Below are 19792 nucleotides of genomic sequence, written 5' to 3'. Positions count from 1 at the left end.
CTAAACGATTATATCGAAAGTTATTGTTGACGTAAATTTAAATTCAAGGGCAAGTGTGTAGATTTTTCTTTAAAATAATATTAAGTTTTTGTAAACCTCCTTTACAATTGCTCATAAAAACACCTGTCTCCCCAAAAAGGATACAGGTGTTAGTCTTGCCATCTATTGTTTTTTTATCTTTAATGAGTGGCCACGATCATGCAATCTTTCTGTTTTTTGGCCTCGTACATCAACGTGTCTGCCTTGTGTGTCAACTCCTCAGCTGTTGCAGCATGATGCGGGTAGGAAGCGACGCCGATGCTTGCCGTTACGCCGGACAGCGATTGTCTGACCTGGTTTTGAATCCGCTCGCCGATTGCCAGCGCTTGCTGTGTATCCGCATGCTTCAGCAATACGACAAACTCTTCGCCGCCCCAGCGCCCGACCGTGTCCTGGCTGCGGACACTCGCTTGCAAAATCGCAGCGAACTGGCAGAGCAACCGATCCCCTTCCATATGACCATGGCAATCATTGAATTTTTTAAAGTTATCCAAATCGATGAATAAGAGCGTAACGGGATATTGCTGGATTTTCGCCAGCTTGATCTCGCGGATCAACTTGTCCAAAAACCTGCGATTGACCAACACGCCTGTAAGCGAGTCGTGATAGGCCATTTGGCGCAGACGATTTACGTATGTTCCCAACCTGTACCCAGCTGCGATCTGGATCATAGCGGCCAAGGCGACGAATGACACCGTCGACAGTTCGGTAGGCAACCCACATACAAAGAGCCAAATCATGATAATCAGACAGGACACACCCATGCCAATCCAGCGTGAGTCCAAGGCACACTCCACCTCCGGTCCATCCAATGTAGCAATACATTACATAAGACCCACCTAAACAATCAGAAATGGGTCCTTTGTCCTTATTGTTAGGAATATTTTACCTATGTTTATGTCACTGTTCAAGAACCAATCTGCTAAATCTCATGTTCATCTATCTGAATTAAGTGAATTATGCTTGTTTTGTCGGAATTTTCCCGTTTATCTCAACCCTCTTTTTTTTCGCTTAACGGGTACGCTATACTTACAAAATAAACTTGATCGATCAGGGGGAATGAATTGCATGGCCTGGTTTCATCACATTCTTGCCCGCTACGACACCACCATCTGGATTCGTGTCATCGGGACCATTCTTACGACTTTTGCAGGCTTTATGCTTCGCCCATTCCTCGCCTTCTATCTGTATGACAAGATGGACGGGAATCTGCTCGTGGCTGCTATGGTCACCAGTCTGCAGCCGTTGACGAGCATCGTCTCCGGTTATTTCGCCGGGAGTCTCTCCGACCGCTACGGCCGAAAGCCGCTGATGATCGCCGCTTTGCTGATCGAAGCGATCTCGATGGCTGGATACATCTGGGCCGAGTCGATTTTTACGTTTGCCGCCCTGACCGTCCTGAACGGAGTCGGCGCTTCGCTGTTTTGGCCTGCTGCCAGCGCGCAAATTACGGATGTCGTCCCTGAGGAAAAGCGCAGCGAAGTTTTCGCCCTTTTGCACACAGCCCTCAATCTCGGCGCTGCGGCTGGCCCGCTCATCGGCGTCGCCATTTACAAAATCAATCCGGCCATCGCCTTTGGCCTCTGTTCCTGTACGCTGTTCGTCTACAGTCTGCTCATCTTCTTGAAGATTCCTGAGACACTGCCAGATCACATCAGAGCGCAGGCGAAACAGTCCGCCAAAACCGCTCAAGGCCCTCGCCTCAAGCTTTCCGAGCATCCGACGCTCTTCTGGATGACGCTTGCCGCCATCCCTGTCTCGCTTCTGTACTCTCAGGTAGAAATCATTTTGCCTCAGCATTTGCGGACACAGTACACGGACTTTCTCAATGTCTTTGCCACCCTGATGACGATCAATGGCGTGCTGGTCGTCTGTTGCCAAATCGCGATTGCCAAGTTCGCGGAGCGCTTCCCTGCGCATCGGGTCATTCTCGTGGCTTACCTGTTTTTGGCCTGTGTCGGGTTTGGCTATGGCTGGGCACCTGGCTTCCTCATCCTCGTGCTCGCGGAAATTTTGTTCACCATCGGCGAGATGCTGTACGGGCCGCAAATTCAGAAAGCGATTTCCGTGATGGCCCCCGAGGAGTACCGCGGCCGTTACTTCGCCATCTTCGGGGCAAACTGGGGGATTACCGGAACGATCGGCCCTTCTGTCGGAGCCGTCGCTTTCAGAGGAATCGGCGGTGCGTTCTGGTTCTCGATTCTCGGGCTGCTCCTGTTCATCGGCGGACTTTTTCAATACCGTTTTGTCAAAAAAGCGACGCTTGCCGAGCATGCGGAAAGCGGGCAGTCGCTATCCCAATAACATCGAATCTGATTACGCAAAAAGCCAGATGCGAAAGGCGGGGTGCCACTCGTCAGCATGCTGGCTTTTTCCTTTGCCCAGTTGTGTGTTCAGGTGAATTATGATTGCGAAAACAAACCAGCGTTCCTCGTTTCATTTCTGGCAAATGCTATCGGCTGCATCGTTTCGAAAACGATGAATTGGGATCAATTGGAAGGGGAAGCCTATTTGTATTGCCACAAACTGACAAACGGGAGTGAGAAAAACGTATGCCCCGTATCGATGCGGTTTCGACAGCCGTTCCCCCTCATGAGATTACCCAGGAAGATTCCATGCAGCTGGCCCGGCATTTTTTCCAGGATGCTTTTCCTGATATCGATCGGCTGCTTCACGTATTTGCCCATAGCAACATCCAGAAACGGCATTTTTGCATGCCAATGGATTGGTTTTCCGACGATCGGCCTTTCGCGGAAAAAAATCAGCTGTACATCCAGCATGCAGAAGCTTTGTCGCTTGAAGCAGCACGAAAATGCTTGCAAAAGGCCGGGCTGGAACCGACCGATATCGATTGCCTCGTATTCGTATCGAGCACAGGGATTTCTACGCCCAGCATCGATTCGCGCTTGGTCAACAGTCTGGGGCTGCGCTCCGACATTACCAGGATTCCGCTGTGGGGGTTGGGCTGTGCCGGAGGAGCGATGGGCTTGTCCCGTTCCTGCGAATACACAGGCGCCTATCCTCGGCGCAGAGTGCTGCTCATCAGCGTGGAGCTGTGCGGGCTGACCTTTATCCGGCAAGATTTGTCCAAAAGCAACCTCGTTGCCACTTGCCTGTTCGGTGATGGAGCAGCCGCTGTCGTGGTTAGCGGCGACAGCGTCCCTGTCTCAAAAGGCGCTTCTGCACCGAGCATACAGTTTTGCGACGCTCGCACGACAACGTGGCCGGACACCCTTGACGTCATGGGCTGGGAATTGACCGAGCCGGGACTGAAGGTGATCTTTTCCCGCGACATTCCCACGCTGATTCAGACGTACATGCGCGAAAATGTCGACCGTTTCCTGACGCCGCATCAAACGACAGTGGAGCACTTGCACCATTTTATTTTTCACCCAGGCGGTGCAAAAGTGATCGACGCCTATCAATCCTCCCTTGGCATCGACGCTGCTGCAACCCGCCACTCCGAGGAGGTGCTGAGCCATTTTGGCAACATGTCATCCCCGACTGTGCTGTTTGTTCTGGAAAAAAGCATGGAGCAGCCGTGGAACCGCGGCGATCGCGGCTTGGTAGCCGCGCTTGGGCCTGGGTTCAGCTCCGAACTGCTCCTGCTGGAAGCGAGGTAGATGAGATGCTGTTCTTTTGGTTGGTGATCGCTGCTGTCGGTCTGCAACGCATGGGCGAACTGCTGCTCGCCGCGCGCAACGCCCGCTACGTTCGCTCCATCGGCGGCGTGGAGATTGGAGCCGGACATTACAAGTACATCGTGCTTTTCCATGTGCTGTTTTTCGCAAGTCTCATAGCCGAAGTCGCCTCCACGAATCCGGCCGCTGCCCTTCCCGTTTGGTGGGCGTATAGTTTCGGCTTGTTCTTGGCCGCTCAGGTGCTGCGCTACTGGTGCATACGCAGTCTGGGCAAACGCTGGAACACGCGAATCCTCGTCATACCGGGTGAACAGCCGATCCGGCGAGGCCCTTACCGTGTCATGCGCCATCCGAACTACCTCGTAGTCGCAGTTGAGCTGATCACCCTGCCGCTGACATTTTCTGCCGTGACCACAGCCATTGTCTTCACGATATTAAACGCCTGGCTGCTGTTGCGCGTAAGAATACCGCTGGAAGAAAAGGTGGTTTATGAAAGCGAAAAATAACCATGCAAATATTCGAAAAGAGGGATAAGCGGAATTACCATGTGTAAAATTCCGCAAATGGTGAGTATGCGAACAAAATCAAGCCGCACAACACTCTGTTCGTATGCCGATTATGCCAGCTACGCTGGCACTGGGGCTAAATAGACACCATGACGTAAGAATGTATATTTCAAAGATTAAAGGAGGATCATTGAACTTATGTTCATCGGTAAAGTGTTGACCCTTATTTTAAGTCTAAGCATTCTTCAGCCCATTGCTCCGAAAGACCCATTAGACGTTGATCCCAATAAACCATTAGGAAATGTTGCTCCGCTTAAAGTATCTGTATCGCAATTTGAAAAAGCTTATCACAAAGACATCTTACTCCCTCAGTACATTCCTTTTACCCCCACGCATACAGGTGGTCGTTTTAATGAACTTCTTCAGCGATTAACGGTTGATTACTACAACAATCAAACAAATGAGCTACTCTCTATATCCATTTATGTACAAAGCAATAATCCTCTAAAAATCCAACCGGAAATGATCACTTTGGTGGATGGTACCAAAGCTGAGTATCTTCATGCAGATAATTACATGGCTGATTTTATTCGTTTCAAGAAAAATAATTTATTTTACGAAATAGGAATTGCAAAAAATGGTAAGAGCGAAAAAATGGATGATTTATTAAAAGTAGCCAATTCTCTTGAGTAGCAAAAAAGGCGCTCGAGTCATGTTTAACCCGAGTGCCTTTTTTTAAAGTTCATATCGAATAAATCCTGACCCTTTACATCCAGTTTGTCCTTCGCCACCGCAGTTTGCTTTTAAAAAGTAATTACCCGTATAAGATGCTGTGAAAGAATCCCAAGCACCACCGTTACCAGATCCAGCAGTTTTATTTGCTATCAGTGTGCTAGATTGACCATCAAAGTAATAAACTCCAAAACCTACACCATGCGTACTCCCACTATTTTTCCATTCATAGTAAACGCTATCACCTTTAAAAATAAACACAAAATCTCCAATGACAGAATATTCAGTCGGAGGCATAGTAAGCTTATTATCTTTCGCCGAAGCTATTACAGAACCAATCGTCAGCATTAATGAAAGGGCAAACATGAAAACGATGCGAACTTTGGGATTATTTAGCTTTTTGACCACCACAATCCCTCCACCTTTCGATTCAATCCATAATTTACCATATACAGTTTCATATGTATACTGAAAATAAAGTCTATTTATGTCGAATACTAGATTTTGTTCCTTGCCTTCATTGAAATCACTTTTTCGCCTTTTGTAGGTGATACTCGCCAAAAACAAATGGTTACATTCATACAAAATGTTGTCCAGTGGGTAAGTAAAATGAATAAAGAGCAGAGAGGTTTCCCTTCTGCTCTTTCTGTTATATTGTGCAAGGAATGAGTTGAGCCGCAGTTCCGCTATTTCGTCCACTCGCTTAACAAGACTCTTTCTCAAACCTGCCCGTTAGTTTACTTGGCCCCATCAATCAGTCAAACATTTTGTGTGTGATTACTTATTTTTATTGGTTATAATGAACTTTCTATTTTTCAATTCTACAGACTTTTTTCCTATTTTCATGTTTACTTATGGGCAAATCGAGGAATAGAAAAGAAAAACGTTACCCATACCCGAGAGGTGGAGCCATCGTGAATCGTACTAATATAGTGGAGCCTCTGGACACAAAACGAATGATTGTTCGCGACTTCTGTACCTTGATTGAGACTTTGCCCAATCAGGATGACGCTGCCAGCATCCAAAAGTTTCTCCGTTACTTGCAGAGCCTGCTCCGAATCAAGCAAGTCATCCCGCCCATGGTGGAGATCATGACGATTATCAAATCGCTAAAGCCTACTCTCTATCATTCGGCCCGGCGCACGATCATGCCTACCAGCAATCTGCACATGCTCTTCCAGCTTGAGATGGACATGCAGTTGGCGCAAGAGAGATTGCGCCAATATGACAAGTAAAAGATAGCGTCCAGGCTTACTTCAAGTTCTCCGGATTGAGGCACTCCAGTTCCGGGATGACGAATCGGCCATCTTTGCGGATCAGGACGCCATCAAACCAGATTTCTCCCCCGCCCCATTCCGGGCGTTGGATGGAAACCATGTCCCAGTGTACAGAAGACTTGTTTCCGTTGTACGCCTCGTCGTAACATTGCCCTGGCGTGAAGTGGAAGCTTCCGTCGATTTTTTCGTCAAACAAGATGTCTTTCATCGGATTGCGAATGAAAGGATTGACCCCGATGGCAAACTCGCCGATATAACGAGCGCCTTCGTCTGTATCGAGAATTTCGTTCAGTCTTTGGCTGTCGTTTGCGGTTGCTTCCACGATTTTGCCATCCCGGAAGGTCAGGCGAACATTTTCAAAAGTGAAGCCGTGGTACGGTGTAGGCGCATTGTGGGTAATGGTTCCGTTCACCGAGTTTTTCACCGGAGCCGTATACACTTCGCCGTCAGGAATGTTGCGCAGTCCTGCACATTTGACCGCAGGGATGTCTTTGATGGAGAAAGTCAGGTCTGTTTCCGGTCCTACCAGACGAACTTCATCTGTCCGGTTCATCAAGTCAACGAGGCTGTCCATCGCCTTGTCCATTTTTGCGTAGTCCAGATTGCACACCTGGAAGTAAAAGTCTTCAAATGCAGCCGTAGACATGTTCGCCAATTGGGCCATAGACGGGTTCGGATAGCGAAGCACGACCCATTTTGTCTTTGGTACGCGAACGTTCATCACCGGCAGCTCGTACAGACGGGAGTACATGCCCAGCTTGTCGCCCGGCACATCTGCCATTTCGTTGATGTTGTCGGCTGCGCGGATGCCGATGTAGCCTTGCATTTTTTCCATCAGAGCTACTTCGTGTGCTGCCATTGCTTTTAATTGCTCTTCGTTGCAATTCATGGCGATCTCACGGCTGACAGCCGGATCGATCAGTTGAACGTGCGGGCTGCCTCCTGCCTTGTAAATCTCACGAACCAGGGCCGCTACCAGTTCAGGCGTTTTTCCTTTGGCATTGATCAGGACATTTTCTCCTGGTTGTACACGAACGGAATAGTTAACCAAGTTGTAGGCCAATTGCTCCAAGCGAGAGTCTCTCATGCGTGACACACCCTTTTTAAATTTTCTGATTCCAATTGTATTTTTGCTGATAAATCTCGACAAGTCAATAAAATTTATTTTATCAAATGCACACAACAACAAGCCAGCCTTCGTCTACCGAGCATGCTGGCTTGTTGCTGTCATCACTCTTCTTTATTATTGCGCTGTGCCTCTGTCCTCGATCGTCCCCATTTTGTAAATGTCGCTCAGCAATTCTTGCGTAGTCGCCAATCCCTCTGCGTCCTCTGCGTCCACCTGATACAACGTTGCGTCCATGTTCCCTGCCTGCGTGATTTGCCCGCTCGGTGCTTGCTTGCGTTCTTCTCTCATCTTTCATCTGCTCCTTCCGCTTTTTTCATCGGTATAGTGTGCGCGAGCCCCGCCTGATTTAGCCATCGCGGGAAAAAGATGAGAAAAGACGCCTTGCCCAAGTAGGCGAAGCGTCTTTTTATCGAGTGATTTACTTGTCGCTGTCAGATGCAGGAACCATTGGGCTCCAGCCAGTTCTGTTTGTGATATCTTGTGTTGCGTTGCGTCCGATTGTAACACTCTCATCTTCTTTGGGAGCAGCAGCCCAGCCAGCTGAAGGAGAGAATACTGGTGTTTTGTCACCGAGAATGACGAATTGATCTTCATTCGGCAACCCAGCCCAGCCGGAGTTTGGTGCTTGCACGACTTGGAAGCTGTTTTTTGTAACGAACTGGTCTTCTACTGGCATGAAAGCCCAGCCGCTGTTAGGCGCTTGCACGATTTGGTAATTGTTTGTCGCAACAAATTGATCTTCGTTCGGCATGAGTACCCAGCCGGATGCGGAGTTTGCCGAAGGAACGAACGTTCCGCTCACAAATACATACTCATCTTCACCTGGAAGCTTAACCCATGCGCCTTGAACAGGTGCTCCTGCTTGCGTCTGGTTAACCACTGGTGCTGTCGTAGTTGGTGCCGCTGTTGTTTCAGTTGCTGGTGCCGCAGTCGTAGTAGAAGCTTCTGTTGTATTCACGGAAGCTTCCTCGGCACAAGCTCCTTGTGCAAACAATGCTGCTCCCAAAACCAAAGTACCCATCATCAGTGTGCTGCTTTTTCTCATATGTGTACACTCCATTCTCCTAGTACACACATTGTCTCCCGAAATGCCCCTGACCTGCTACCCGCTTGACAGTGCTACATGCATTGCTTCATTTTGCGCAAGAAGTACGTGAATTGCTCGACTTCTTCATCGCTCAGGTTTTCTAGCAGTTTCGCAACCAGTGCCCTTCTCTGGCACAAAAGTCCTTCCAGCATCGGAATCGCTTTTTGCGACAGCGTCACCCAGACGACTCTTCGATCCAGCTCGTCACGAACCCGATCGATGTAACCGACTTTCACCAGCCGATTGAGAGCAATCGTGGTTGCACTGTTGGACTGCTTGAGTATGGTCGCCAGTTCAGAAACCGTACTTCGCCCTTTTTGATGAAGCACGCGTAGCAAGATAAACTGCTTGGGACTAATCAACCCTTCCTCTTCCAGCCAATGGCTGATAAAGAAGCGGGCCATCTCGACAAATGCTCGATCCAGTTCCTCGATTTTACTGGCGCGGGACATGTCGCTCACAACATCACCTATTTTCAGAAAGTAAATAATATAAGTACTTTTACTATAAAACTATATAGGCAAAGTACATGAAGATCAATAGACCTTCCAAAATTATTTCTTTCCGCGAAAGATATGTATGAGCCGAGACAAAGTGTTTACTATTTAATATTTTTACTGTAAAACTTATCTGCAACATCATCTTACCTCAAACAGGAAAAACTGACAATAGGCGAAGATGGCAAAATCGTGACAGCAACTTTTCTCCTGGCAAGCAGGCATTTATTTCCTTGAATCTTATTTCGTATCCATTCGTATTGCATGTATAATAAAGGAGCAGTCTCGTCTACTGGACGCCCTTTTGTCCACGGCAATCCGTTGCCAAGAAACCATGTACATAGGAGATCAAGTCGATGGAACAAGCCAAAAGCTCAGCGAAATGGAAAACAGAATTGCTCGACTGGTTAAAATCGTTTGCCTTGATTGGTGGTTTGACTGCCTTCATCTACGTGTTTGTCATGGCTCCCTACGTCGTTCAAGGACGCTCGATGGAGAGCACACTGCACGACCGTGAACGTGTCATCGTCAACAAGGCGATCTATTATCTCAAGGAGCCTAAGCCAGGCGATATCGTCATCATCCATCCGGATGCGAGCGGCGATAACTGGATCAAACGTGTCATTGCCGTAGCCGGAGATACCGTCGAGGCCAAAAACGATCAGGTGTACATCAACGGGCAACCGCTCAGCGAAGAGTATTTGACCAACAACAAGCTGCAAGCATCAGCTGCCGGAGTGGTGTTGACGGAAGACTTCGCTCCGATTACGATCCCGGAAGGCAGTGTGTTCGTGATGGGAGACAATCGCAACAACAGCATGGACAGCCGCGTCATCGGCCCCGTCAAGCTCGACCACGTAGTAGGTCGTGCAGAGGCCGTCTATTGGCCGCTGACGGATATCCGCCTGCCGAAATAATGACCTGCTGTCTCACAAGCATATGCAGGAATAGGAAAAGCCGCTCCTTGTAGAGCGGCTTTTTTCTGTGAAAACGGCGAGACATTTTCGCTGAAAGGGAGGTGGTTACTTTTGAGCCGTTGCCTTTGCAGACAAGTAATCTTCCAGCGTCAGGCCCGCTGCCATGATGTCTTTTGCCATGTCTTTTCCTACATAGCGCAAATGCCATGGCTCATAGGCGTATCCTGTCGTGTCTTCCTTGCCTTTCAAATAGCGGATGACGAAGCCGTACTCACCACAATGCTCGGCCAGCCATTTCCCTTCCGGCATTTCTCCAAACGATTCCTCCAGCCTCGTTTTCACATCGGCGCCAGAGACGTCCATCGCAAGCCCTGTCTGATGCTCGCTTTTTCCTGGCACAGCGCTGTACGCCGCGGCGTGCTCCGCTCCTTGTGTCTGTACATACGTCTCGTACAACGATTTTTGCGTCTTGTACGAACGATAGCCGGAAACCGCGTACAGCTCGATGCCATCCTGCTTGGCAGCTGCAAACAGTTCCTCCAGCGCCTGGGCGGCTTCTTGGCGCATCATGCGTTTTTCCACTTTTTCATCAAAAGGAAACGGGACGTTCGGCTCCACCAGATCAGGTGGAATATAGTCAGCAGGCAAGGCCCGCTTCTTGTTTACGACAACGGCGAGATCAGTCGGGTTCGTAACCGTCGGGACTCCATTGACGTCCTGGATTGTCTCCGCCAGTGATGCCCATTTGCTGCGAGAGGAATCTCCCGCGGTTGGCTCCGCTGTGTTTGTTTGTGTACCATCTGCCGTTGTCGCTGTATTCCCTGCTGGCTGGGACGGATTGTTTGTCGAGAGCAATCCATCCAGCGATGGTGCCTCACATCCACTGAGCAGCGCTACGGATAATGCGGCGACGATGGCAAGACCATTGGTGCGATTCTTGTTCATGACCTGTCCTCCTGGTTCCATACAGACACATATGTTCTGCTTTACCTTACCATGGAGTTAGACGAAAAAAAAGGACGGATTGTCACGCTTTTGCATGCATTGTTTCTTTTGCAATCGTCTGAATAAGCGCTGGCAGCCAAGATTCGAGGGTCAAAAAGGCAAATCCTGCGGCAGCTGCCTTGCTGTTGTCCATGAAAAAGGAATGGGGAAATCCAAAAGGCGACTGGTCGGAAGGAGCGGTTTCTGGCTGAATGCGCGCCGGTTTCCCCACGGCTTGCGCAATGTTGTCGAGCAAAGCTTGCAGCGTCACCGTGCCGTGCGAGTTGGCATTGACTGGCCCTGTCACAGAACCCGTTCCCGCCCATTGCAAAAATCTCGCGGCTTCGCCAGCGTGAATAAAGCACATGGTCGCTTGCGGATTTTCCAGCCCGATCGGCTGTTCCTCGTGGACATGTTCAACGTGAAAATGCAGTCGGCGCGTGTAGTCCTCTTCCGCAAGCACGATCGGAAAACGCACGGCGACAACAGGAAAGGCATCCGTCTGGAAAAATACCGCTTCGGCCTGGCGCTTGCCTTCCTGATAGCTGACGCCCTCGCGAGTTCCCGGGCGCAGCGGATACGTATACGGATCAAACTCCTCCTCTTTCAGCGCCTGCTCCGCATAATCATAGACGGACAAGGTAGAGGTCAACACGTATTTGCCGACCTTGCCGCGAAAAACTTCACATGCGTCCAGCGCATTTTGATAGGAATAACAAATGTTGTCGTACACGATATCCCACTGCTCTTCCCCCGCGATTGCCAGCGAAGCTTTATCGTCGCGGTCAACTACAAGCCGCTTCACCTGCGGCGGCAAGTCTACCTCGGTCAAGCCTCTCGTCGCCACAGTCACATCTGCTCCCGATTCAATCAGCAGATGCACAAGACGCTTGCCAAAAAAGCGGGTTCCCCCGAGTACCAATACTTTTTTCAATGTCGCTTCCACCTTTCGCTCATGCGAATTTATTTGTTCAAGGCGATCACTCGCGCGCGCTCATCCCAGCTAACGGCATATCCGAGCTTTTCCGCGACTTTTTTGACCGGGAGATACTCCGTGCCGTTTACGGTGAGGGCGTCTGAACGGAAGTCTTCTGAGCCCGCGCCCAAACCGAGCAGCAATTTGTCCGCTTGCACATACGCGATGCCTTTTGCGACCAGCTTTTGCTCGGCCAAAAAAGGGTACGTCTGCCCATTTACCGAGATGGCAAACGGCTCTCCCGCTTCATACGAAACTTCCGGCGGTTCAGCGGCTGTATAGGCGATGGCGTCGACGCCCAGCACAGTCCCTTCTCGCGTATTGTCCGCTCCCCCGTACATTTTGCCTGTCTCAAAATCGTAGACGATCGCCTGCACATTGCCGATATCCGTCGGCTCCTCGGCGAAAACATGACCTTTTGCCATCAACTGCAAAATGGCGTCCTGATCAATCCCCGCTTCCCAGGAGACATGCGGATATTCGCTGGAAAAAAGGCGTGGCGCACGGATCGCCTCCTCAATACTCATGCCGTGGTCAATCACATTCAGAATTGTCTGCGACACGGAAGCGATAATCGTCGATCCGCCTGGCGAGCCGATAGCGAGGAACGGCTTCCCGTCTTTCAGCACGATCGTCGGTGTCATGCTGGAGCGCGGACGCTTGCCAGGCTCCACCTGATTGACACCTCCGGGCACCGCGTCAAAGTCGGTCAGCTCATTGTTGAGCATAAAGCCGTAGCCTGGCACCATCACACCGCTGCCAAAGACGTCCTCAATCGTTGTCGTGTACGAGACGAGATTGCCCCATTTGTCCATAACGGAAAAATGAGTCGTCTGCTTGACTGGCGAATTGTCGATCAGCTTGAAGGCAACCTCAGGCTTGCGACCTGGATCGAACCGCCACGGATCGCCAGCCGTTACTTGCGAATTGGCTTTTTCTTCTCCAATCAGCTTGCGCCGTTCTTTTATGTAATCGTCGTGGAGCAGTCCCTGCTTGGGCACGGGATACACATCCTCGTCTGCCATGTACGCCGCCCGGTCAGCGTATGCGAGGTGGTTCGCTTCTATCAGATGATGCAAATAGGTCACGGACCCGAAGCCGTCCTGCTGGTTGTTGTACCCTTCCATCAGCTTCAAAATCTGGATCATGGTCAAGCCACCCGAGCTGGGCGGAGCCATGGAGATCACCTCATAGCCGCGAAACATGCCGCGGATCGGCTCCCGTTCCTTGACCTGGTAAGCCTTGAGGTCATCCATCGTCATCGTGCCGCCTGTGCGCTGCACTTCCTGGACAAGCGCTTGCCCAATTTCCCCTGCGTACAGGGCGTCCGGTCCTTTGTCGCGAATCAGTTTCAACGTTTTTGCCAGATCGGGCTGCACGAGAATTTGCCCTTCCGCAAGCGGTTGTCCTTGTGGAAGGAACACCTTCGCCGCAGTCGCATACTTTTCGAGCTTGTCGCGCGACTTGGCGATGTAGTCTGCCGTCACCCAGTTGACGCGCACGCCTTTTTCCGCCAGCTCGATGGCAGGTGCAAGCACTTGCGGCAAATCCCACGTACCGTAATCGTCCAGCGCTTCTGCCACGCCAAGCAAAGTCCCGGGCACACCGACTGCCTTGCCGCTAGTATGCCGCTGTTCAAACGGGATCGGCTTTCCGTTCGCTTGCAGAAACATGTCAGCGGTCACCTTGGCCGGAGCGACTTCGCGGCTGTCGATGATCGTAATTTTATTCTGATCCTTCAAGTAAATCAGCATAAAACCACCGCCGCCGATTCCTGACATGTACGGCTCTGCCACGTTGAGCGCCAGCTGGATTCCGGCAGCGGCATCGATGGCATTTCCGCCCTTGGCCAAAATGTCGCGGCCAACCTGTGCGGCCGCAGGGTGGGAGACCGCTACGATTCCTTTTGTGGCGCCATCTACGCCTTCCGGAACGCCGGGAACTTTGGCAATGGCAAACTGCGCAAGCGAACAAACGACAACGAACGAGAGGGCTAGCACTGTCCTTTTTTTCATACGATCCCCCCTGGTTATTGCTTCCTTTTGCTATTATTATAATTTTCAGCATTTTTTCCGGTCAACCCGTCCGCTCTCTTGCCAAGAAAAAAACACTCTCCCGAACGCGAGCGCTGTGCCGCGTCGGAAGAGTGTGCATCATTCCAATCGTTTTTTGATTTACGGCATGATCACCAGATTGCTGACAACAGGCCGTTCCTTCCCGCCAGAAGGCTTGTTCAACAGTTTGCCGTTGTAATAAAACGCGCTGGAGCCGCCGCCATCGAGATTGTATGCATCGACAACGTGAAATTCTTGCAATTTGCGCTGTGCTTCTTCAAGCGTAACCCCATTGCTCCAGCCTTCTCTTCTGCCGTCGATCACGATGACGAGCAAGTCGCCGTTATCGAAGTGACCGATGAGCGTGCGCGGCTGGCGAGCATTCGCCCAGGCGCGGGGAATCGGCAAGCGTTTCCCGTCCTGGAGCAGCCTTGGCAAGAAGCTCGCCCCTTGCAAAATGCCCTGCTGGGTAATTTGCGCCTGGGTCTTGATGTTCGCTCCCACCAGGTGGCCTTTGTTGTTGAAGCCGACGAAGCTCAGATTCGAATTGTTGGAAAACGTGCGAATCTTGCCGTCAACAACGGTAATGCCGAGCGGCTGGAGATAGCCTTTGCTGTCGCTCATGAAGCCTCCGGCGTTGATCGCCAGAACAGCTCCCGTGCGCTTGCCGGCATGGCTTGTCGTCTCGCCTTTGCTTTTGACCGAGTTGTTCGCCAGGACCATCTTCAAGGCGCTCGGGTCCTGGAGGCGAACTTTCGCCATATATCCGCGATAGCCCGCTTCTTGCAGCGAATATACTTTGACGGTCGACTTTTTCCCGAAAGACTGCCCGATTGGATTGCCGAGCATGTTCGACAAAATCGTGTCCAGCACATCCGCCGACTTTTGTGTCTGCGATCTGCTCGTCACAAGCAAGTTGTTGATGTGCTTGTTTTGCTCTTCGTAATCTTTTTGCTCCGCCTTGGCGCGATCGCGAATATCTTCCACGACAATCTCGACGTTGCGCAGCTTTGTCTTCGTGTCATCCAATTGCTGCCCCAAGTCATCCGCCAGCTTTTTCGATTCGTGTGCCGAGAGCGCCAAACCTTCTGCCTGCAACGTTTCCGCAGGCTGGATCGTGGAAAAGGCAACGAGGAAGCCGAGAGCTGGTGCCAGCAGGAACAGGAAAAAGCGGTTGACTTTACCAAGCACGAGCGGCATCCTCCAGTTTTTTCAGCGACGCCTTCAAATCAACCAGTTGCTTGTTCAGCTGGTCAATCCGATCCTGCAAGGCTTCTTTTGTTTTGTTCGTTCCGCCGATTGTTTCGCCTGTCAATTGCAGGTCTTCCTCCAGATTGCCAAGACCAGCCTGCACCGCTTTCATCTCGTCCTGCACCGTCACCAGCTGCTCTCCCAAAGTTTGCATCTGCTTCTGGTTCTCTTCTTGTATCTGATTGATCCGCAGGTTCACAAATTGCTGCTGCTTGTCCAGCGTATGGGCAGCAAAGGCGTAACCTGCATAAGCAAGTCCTACCCAAACCAGTACAGCGAGTGCGATTGGCAGCAGTGGTCGCTTGCCTTCTGTTCTGGAGGGAAACAATGCCTGCAGCAGGCTGCCTCGTTTGCGTCTTCCCGCCTGCTTCCCGTTCGCCGGGAGTGGCAACGTAGTTGACGAAGTCGATGAAGTTCCCATGTATTTGTCGTTCATCGGCCCCCTCCTCCTTTCTGTGACATAGAATGAGGTTTTATTATAACATAGATTATTTTTCGACAAACCGTTTGCGAAAAAAGTGGAATTTTTGGTCAAAAAAAGCAGATACCATCGCGATTCGTTGCGACGATATCTGCTCTTTTCGGTTGCAAGTCTCTCCACGTATTCATCAAAGTGGGTGGGCCCGCCTGGTTATGGCTATTTTCCCAGAGTCCACTCTCTTTCCAGCGTACGGTACAGCTGCTGCAAAAACAGGAGCGGCTCCCCGGAAACGGCATGCTCTTCCTTGTAGTCCAGCTTCTTTTGCAGCATGCTTGCGAGCTGTCTTCCCAGCTCCAGCTTCTTGTCTTCTGACAGCGTCGCTTGTCTCGTCATAAAGGTAGAAAGGAGCACCCAGTCCTCCCGTGTGAACGACTGCTTTTGGCTTTCGGTCAGAAGTAGCGGCTCTTGGAACGACGCCAGGCTCTCCGCTTTTTTGCGCTTGTTTTTTTGGAAAAGGCCAGTGCGTCCGCCACCCTCTACCACGACGATCGTACCTGCGACCAGATCGCCGATGCGCTTGTCTCGCGGATGAAAAAACGAGACCAGTGCCCCGAGAAAATAGCCGGATGGGAGGCCGTCAATGATGCGGAACAGATTGCGAATCGTCGAAGACAAAAACGTCGCTGGCTGGCCGTTGTCGCGGATGACGCGAATCCCCATCCATCTTTTCCCCACGGTTTGTCCCGACCAGAGCGCCTCCAGAAACAAGAAATAGCCGAAGTTGAGGACAAAAATCAGGAAGAGCCCGATCGCGAATGCATAGTTGTCCGCATCCAGGAAAAAATTATCTTTCCTCCCAAAAATGACTATACCGATCACAATAAATACAGTAAGATTAACCAGGAACAAAATGACGGTGTCGATGAGCTGAGCGGCGGCACGACTGCCCAATCCCGCTGTCTGGAATCGCAGCATGACATGCTCAGGTGTGACAACAGACGCTTCTCGGCTCGCCTGGTTCATGGATGGATTTTCATTCATGCCGGTTCGCTTCTCCCTCTCATTTTACTAGATAAGGAGGCCATATCCATGGATATTACCTCGTTTTGGCACAAGCATAAAGCAGCTTGGGCCGAACTGGAACAACTGGTCGAACGATTCACCCGCAAGCAACGGCACATCACAGCCGCAGACATAGATCGTCTGACCCATTTGTACAAAAAAGCTTCCGCTCATCTGGCGCTGGTTCGCTCGTATCATCCAGCAGACGAAATCACGCTTTACCTCAATCAGCTCGTCTCCCGCGCCCACAACTTGACGTACAAGCAGCAGTCCGGGAGCTGGCAGCAGCTCAGACATTTTTTCGGCGTCCATCTGATTGCGCTGATGCACAATCGGATCAGCTTCATCGGGATGGCCGCCCTGCTTTTTGTGATCGGCGGCGTATCGGGATTCGTCGCGGTGCTGGCTGATCCGCTCAACCTGTACTACGTGCTGCCGCAGGGAATGGCCGAGCAGATCGATCCGTCCAGACTCGGCGAGGGGCACGACGCCATCAACAGTCCCGTTATTTCTACGATGATCATGACCAATAACATGAAAGTCGCCATTCTCGCTTTTGTGAGCGGGATTACGTTCGGACTCGTTCCGATCTATTTGCTGCTGTTCAACGGACTGTTGGTCGGAGCATTGGCTGCCGTCTATTTTCAAGCCGACAGCAGCTACGCTTTCTGGGCGTACATCTTGCCGCACGGCGTCATCGAGCTGGCTGCGATCTTCATCGCCGGAGGAGCAGGCTTGCACATGGGTTATCGTCTGCTTGTGCCAGGCCGCTACGACCGCAAACATCAGTTTTTGGAGGCAGCCAAGGAATCAGCCCAGCTGTTGCTCGCCACTTTGCCGCTGCTGTTTGTGGCGGGGATCATTGAAGGCTATATCACACCTTCCTCGCTGTCCCTGGAGGTCAAATACCTCGTCGCGGCTGCCACCATGCTGTTGCTCGCCCTCTGGTACTTTTTCGGGCGAAGACGCCAGGCTCACAATGCCTCGCGCGCTTTTATATCCAAATAAGCATTGATCACCGCGAGCGTCAACTGATCGGCCGGAACATCGAGTACCTGGATGCCCGCGCCGGTCATTTTTTGTTGAAAAGCTTTGCGGTCGAGCTGAAAACGCTGTGCGACTGCCTTGACGTACGCCAATCGGCTGTTTTCCACCGGGACGCGACTCCACTCGTGCAGCACCGGATCGGCTTGCGAGAGCAGCAAAAACAAGTGCGATCGGCGCATTTTCCACAAATAGCCGACGAGCAAATCTTCCACCAGGTAATTTTCCATGTCGGAAAAAAGCACCATCAAGCTGCGCCGCTTTTGCTGGCGATGCATAAACTCCAGCGCCTTGGCCGGGTCTGCCTCGACAAAATCGTGGGACAAGTCGTAGCTCGCTTCCAAAATCGTGTGCAAATGCCCCATGCCTCGCCCTGGCGGTATGTACTTCTTGATCTCATGCGAGTAAGCCAGAAACGCTACCTGATCTCCCTGACGCAGTGCGACAGCGGCGAGCGTGATTGCCGCTTCCAGCGACTGGTCAAGCCTGCTCTGGTTGTTCAGCTCCACTCCCATCAGCCTGCCACAGTCGACGAGAATCGTAATGACTTTCCCGTGCTCCGGCCGATACTGGTTCGTCATCAGACGCCTGGAGCGCGCAGACGCCGACCAGTTGATCGTGCGCGGATCATCGTCCGGCACGTATTCGCGGATCGCATGAAATTCAGAGCCCGCCCTCGCCCGCCGCACAATTTTTTTGCCGTCGACAATCAAGCTTTCCTGCAACGAGTTCAAATAGCCGCGAACTTGTGACAAGTCCGGGTAAATTTTGATCGCCTGGGGAGCAGCAAAACGGCTTTGCCGATGCCACAACCCGATCTTTCCGCTCCAGCGCAAGTACAGCCAGCGAAAATCATAACGCCCCCGCTCCGTGCCACGCGTCTGGTAGCTGATACGCGATTCGCCGCTTTCCATGATGCCATGGATCGGCCCTGTTTCCGCAAAAGACAGCGGCAGGTCATCCTGGAGAACAAAGGACACGGACTGACCGCTTTTGTTTGCCAGCTCCACCTCGACCATGAACGACTGTCCCATATCACTCTGCTCAGGAAGCACGCGGCGAAGCTCCAGGTCCTTGCGCTTGGGCAGCGTCAGCCAATCAAACAGGCTCGCCAGCAAGATCAAGGCGTTGTACAGCCAAAATGCCGTAAAGCCCGCCTGAAGCACAAAGCCGACGATAGCAATCGGCGCGCCGAGCAGCAACAGCACGAGCAGCCGCTTCGTCGGCAAAACGAAGCGGTCTGCCAACAAATCAGCGAGGAACCGGGATAGCGGCCAACGTTTCTTCGATGATGTGGTCACTGGTACCCCCCTCCAATTCTACCTGGGGTGACAGGATGAGACGGTGCCTCAAGGCAGGCCGGGCAACCATCTTCACATCATCCGGCGTCACATACTCTCTGCCGTCCAGAAGCGCCCAAGCCTTGCTGGCCATCAAAACGGCAATCCCCGCGCGCGAGCTGGCTCCGAGCAGCAGCCGCTTCGTTTCTCGCGTCTTGCGAATCAAGGTGGTAATGTACTCGAAAATCGAATCGTCGACCACAACGTCTTGCAGCTTGCGGCGCTGTGCCAAAATATCGTCCAGACTGTAGACTGGCGCTTGTTTTTCTTCTTGCTTTCGCGTAAACGGCGCGTGTTGAATCAGGATTTGCTTCTCGCTTTCGTGCGACGGATACTGCATCGTCAGCTTGAACAAAAAGCGGTCGAGCTGCGCCTCTGGCAGCACGTAAGTTCCTTCGTACTCCACCGGGTTTTGTGTCGCGACGACGAAAAACGGATCAGGCAAAGGGTAGGTGACGCCGTGAATCGTCACTTGCCCTTCTTCCATCGCTTCCAGCAAAGCTGCCTGGGTTTTCGGTGGCGTGCGGTTAATCTCGTCTGCCAGGAGCAAATTGGCAAAGACAGGGCCTTTGATCGTCTCGAAGCGATTGTCCTGCATGTTGAATACGACATGGCCGATGATGTCAGAAGGCATCATGTCCGGCGTAAACTGGATTCGTCTGCTCTCCCCGCCGATCAGTCCCGACAAAGCACGAACCATTTTCGTCTTTCCGATTCCCGGCACTCCTTCCAGCAAAACATGGCCGCCAGCGAGCAAGGCGGTCACGAGCAGCCGGATGTTTTGGCGTTGTCCAACCAATTCTTTTTCCATCTGTTGCAACAATGGCTCCACGAT

The 19792-nt window shown here is 51.6% G+C and carries 21 protein-coding genes; 7 read left to right on the top strand and 14 right to left on the bottom strand.

Annotated elements, in window-relative coordinates; all coding sequences use genetic code 11:
* Positions 1–179: 179 nt before the first annotated feature.
* Entirely contained in the window at positions 180–824 is a 645-nt protein-coding gene (locus DEP07_RS08650; protein WP_122965139.1) for a GGDEF domain-containing protein, read from the bottom strand.
* A 283-nt stretch (positions 825–1107) separates the two neighbouring features.
* On the opposite strand from DEP07_RS08650, the gene DEP07_RS08645 reads away from it, so the two are divergent.
* From DEP07_RS08645 to DEP07_RS08630, 4 genes are all read left to right on the top strand, one after another.
* On the top strand, positions 1108–2343 hold the full coding sequence (locus DEP07_RS08645) for an MDR family MFS transporter (protein WP_173596467.1): 1236 nt from the start codon (positions 1108–1110) through the stop codon (positions 2341–2343).
* A 248-nt stretch (positions 2344–2591) separates the two neighbouring features.
* Positions 2592–3662 carry a type III polyketide synthase gene (locus DEP07_RS08640; protein ID WP_287102379.1) on the top strand — a complete coding sequence of 357 codons (1071 nt, stop codon included), beginning with the start codon at positions 2592–2594 and terminating at the stop codon, positions 3660–3662.
* Between the two features lie 5 nt (positions 3663–3667).
* A complete protein-coding gene (locus DEP07_RS08635; RefSeq protein ID WP_287102378.1) occupies positions 3668–4186 on the top strand; it encodes an isoprenylcysteine carboxyl methyltransferase family protein in 519 nt (172 codons plus the stop codon).
* Positions 4187–4384: 198 nt separating this feature from the next.
* Positions 4385–4879 (top strand): hypothetical protein, encoded by a 495-nt coding sequence (locus DEP07_RS08630; protein WP_287102377.1) that lies wholly within the window; start codon positions 4385–4387, stop codon positions 4877–4879.
* Positions 4880–4921: 42 nt separating this feature from the next.
* Here DEP07_RS08630 and DEP07_RS08625 read toward each other — a convergent pair whose 3' ends face one another.
* Positions 4922–5617, bottom strand: coding sequence for a hypothetical protein (locus DEP07_RS08625; RefSeq protein WP_287102376.1), 696 nt, complete (start codon positions 5615–5617; stop codon positions 4922–4924).
* Positions 5618–5832: 215 nt separating this feature from the next.
* Here DEP07_RS08625 and DEP07_RS08620 point away from each other — a divergent pair, with 215 nt between their 5' ends.
* On the top strand, positions 5833–6153 hold the full coding sequence (locus tag DEP07_RS08620; RefSeq protein ID WP_122965135.1) for a hypothetical protein: 321 nt from the start codon (positions 5833–5835) through the stop codon (positions 6151–6153).
* Between the two features lie 16 nt (positions 6154–6169).
* Here DEP07_RS08620 and DEP07_RS08615 read toward each other — a convergent pair whose 3' ends face one another.
* The 4 genes from DEP07_RS08615 to DEP07_RS08600 form a co-directional block, all read right to left on the bottom strand.
* Positions 6170–7282 (bottom strand): aminopeptidase, encoded by a 1113-nt coding sequence (locus DEP07_RS08615; protein ID WP_063229818.1) that lies wholly within the window; start codon positions 7280–7282, stop codon positions 6170–6172.
* Positions 7283–7438: 156 nt separating this feature from the next.
* Complete coding sequence (locus DEP07_RS08610; RefSeq protein ID WP_281868692.1) at positions 7439–7612, bottom strand: hypothetical protein; 174 nt, start codon at positions 7610–7612, stop codon at positions 7439–7441.
* 130 nt (positions 7613–7742) lie between these two features.
* Positions 7743–8369, bottom strand: coding sequence for a hypothetical protein (locus DEP07_RS08605; RefSeq protein WP_274874048.1), 627 nt, complete (start codon positions 8367–8369; stop codon positions 7743–7745).
* 74 nt (positions 8370–8443) lie between these two features.
* Complete coding sequence (locus tag DEP07_RS08600; protein ID WP_122965133.1) at positions 8444–8872, bottom strand: MarR family winged helix-turn-helix transcriptional regulator; 429 nt, start codon at positions 8870–8872, stop codon at positions 8444–8446.
* A 392-nt stretch (positions 8873–9264) separates the two neighbouring features.
* Between DEP07_RS08600 and lepB the strand changes: the two genes are divergently transcribed.
* On the top strand, positions 9265–9825 hold the full coding sequence (lepB, locus tag DEP07_RS08595) for a signal peptidase I (RefSeq protein ID WP_122965132.1): 561 nt from the start codon (positions 9265–9267) through the stop codon (positions 9823–9825).
* A 105-nt stretch (positions 9826–9930) separates the two neighbouring features.
* Here the strand turns inward: lepB and DEP07_RS08590 are convergent, their stop codons facing one another.
* The 6 genes from DEP07_RS08590 to DEP07_RS08565 all read right to left on the bottom strand — a co-directional run bounded on the left by DEP07_RS08590 (position 9931) and on the right by DEP07_RS08565 (position 16552).
* The gene (locus DEP07_RS08590) at positions 9931–10770 is read right to left on the bottom strand and encodes a M15 family metallopeptidase (RefSeq protein WP_122965131.1); all 840 of its coding nucleotides are present in this window, start codon (positions 10768–10770) and stop codon (positions 9931–9933) included.
* An 82-nt stretch (positions 10771–10852) separates the two neighbouring features.
* Positions 10853–11743 (bottom strand): NAD-dependent epimerase/dehydratase family protein, encoded by an 891-nt coding sequence (locus DEP07_RS08585; protein ID WP_122965130.1) that lies wholly within the window; start codon positions 11741–11743, stop codon positions 10853–10855.
* Positions 11744–11772: 29 nt separating this feature from the next.
* Positions 11773–13800, bottom strand: coding sequence for a gamma-glutamyltransferase (gene ggt, locus DEP07_RS08580; RefSeq protein WP_287102375.1), 2028 nt, complete (start codon positions 13798–13800; stop codon positions 11773–11775).
* Between the two features lie 159 nt (positions 13801–13959).
* Positions 13960–15030, bottom strand: coding sequence for a phosphodiester glycosidase family protein (locus DEP07_RS08575; RefSeq protein ID WP_122965128.1), 1071 nt, complete (start codon positions 15028–15030; stop codon positions 13960–13962).
* On the bottom strand, positions 15020–15526 hold the full coding sequence (locus tag DEP07_RS08570; RefSeq protein ID WP_287102374.1) for a hypothetical protein: 507 nt from the start codon (positions 15524–15526) through the stop codon (positions 15020–15022). The genes DEP07_RS08575 and DEP07_RS08570 overlap by 11 nt, the downstream gene beginning before the upstream one ends.
* Positions 15527–15727: 201 nt before the next feature.
* Complete coding sequence (locus DEP07_RS08565; protein WP_122965126.1) at positions 15728–16552, bottom strand: RDD family protein; 825 nt, start codon at positions 16550–16552, stop codon at positions 15728–15730.
* Positions 16553–16600: 48 nt separating this feature from the next.
* On the opposite strand from DEP07_RS08565, the gene DEP07_RS08560 reads away from it, so the two are divergent.
* Complete coding sequence (locus DEP07_RS08560; protein WP_287102373.1) at positions 16601–17581, top strand: stage II sporulation protein M; 981 nt, start codon at positions 16601–16603, stop codon at positions 17579–17581.
* Here the strand turns inward: DEP07_RS08560 and DEP07_RS08555 are convergent.
* Both DEP07_RS08555 and DEP07_RS08550 read right to left on the bottom strand, forming a co-directional pair.
* Positions 17548–18918 carry a DUF58 domain-containing protein gene (locus DEP07_RS08555; protein WP_122965124.1) on the bottom strand — a complete coding sequence of 457 codons (1371 nt, stop codon included), beginning with the start codon at positions 18916–18918 and terminating at the stop codon, positions 17548–17550. The genes DEP07_RS08560 and DEP07_RS08555 overlap by 34 nt on opposite strands.
* Positions 18869–19789, bottom strand: a complete 921-nt coding sequence (locus DEP07_RS08550) for an AAA family ATPase (RefSeq protein WP_122965123.1) — start codon at positions 19787–19789, stop codon at positions 18869–18871. Before DEP07_RS08550 ends, DEP07_RS08555 begins: the two co-directional genes overlap by 50 nt.
* Positions 19790–19792: the final 3 nt, after the last annotated feature.

The organism is Brevibacillus sp. (genome assembly GCF_003521185.1).
In the GTDB taxonomy this organism is placed as follows: Bacteria; Bacillota; Bacilli; order Brevibacillales; family Brevibacillaceae; genus Brevibacillus; species Brevibacillus parabrevis.
This window is presented reverse-complemented; position numbering and strand designations above follow the sequence as displayed.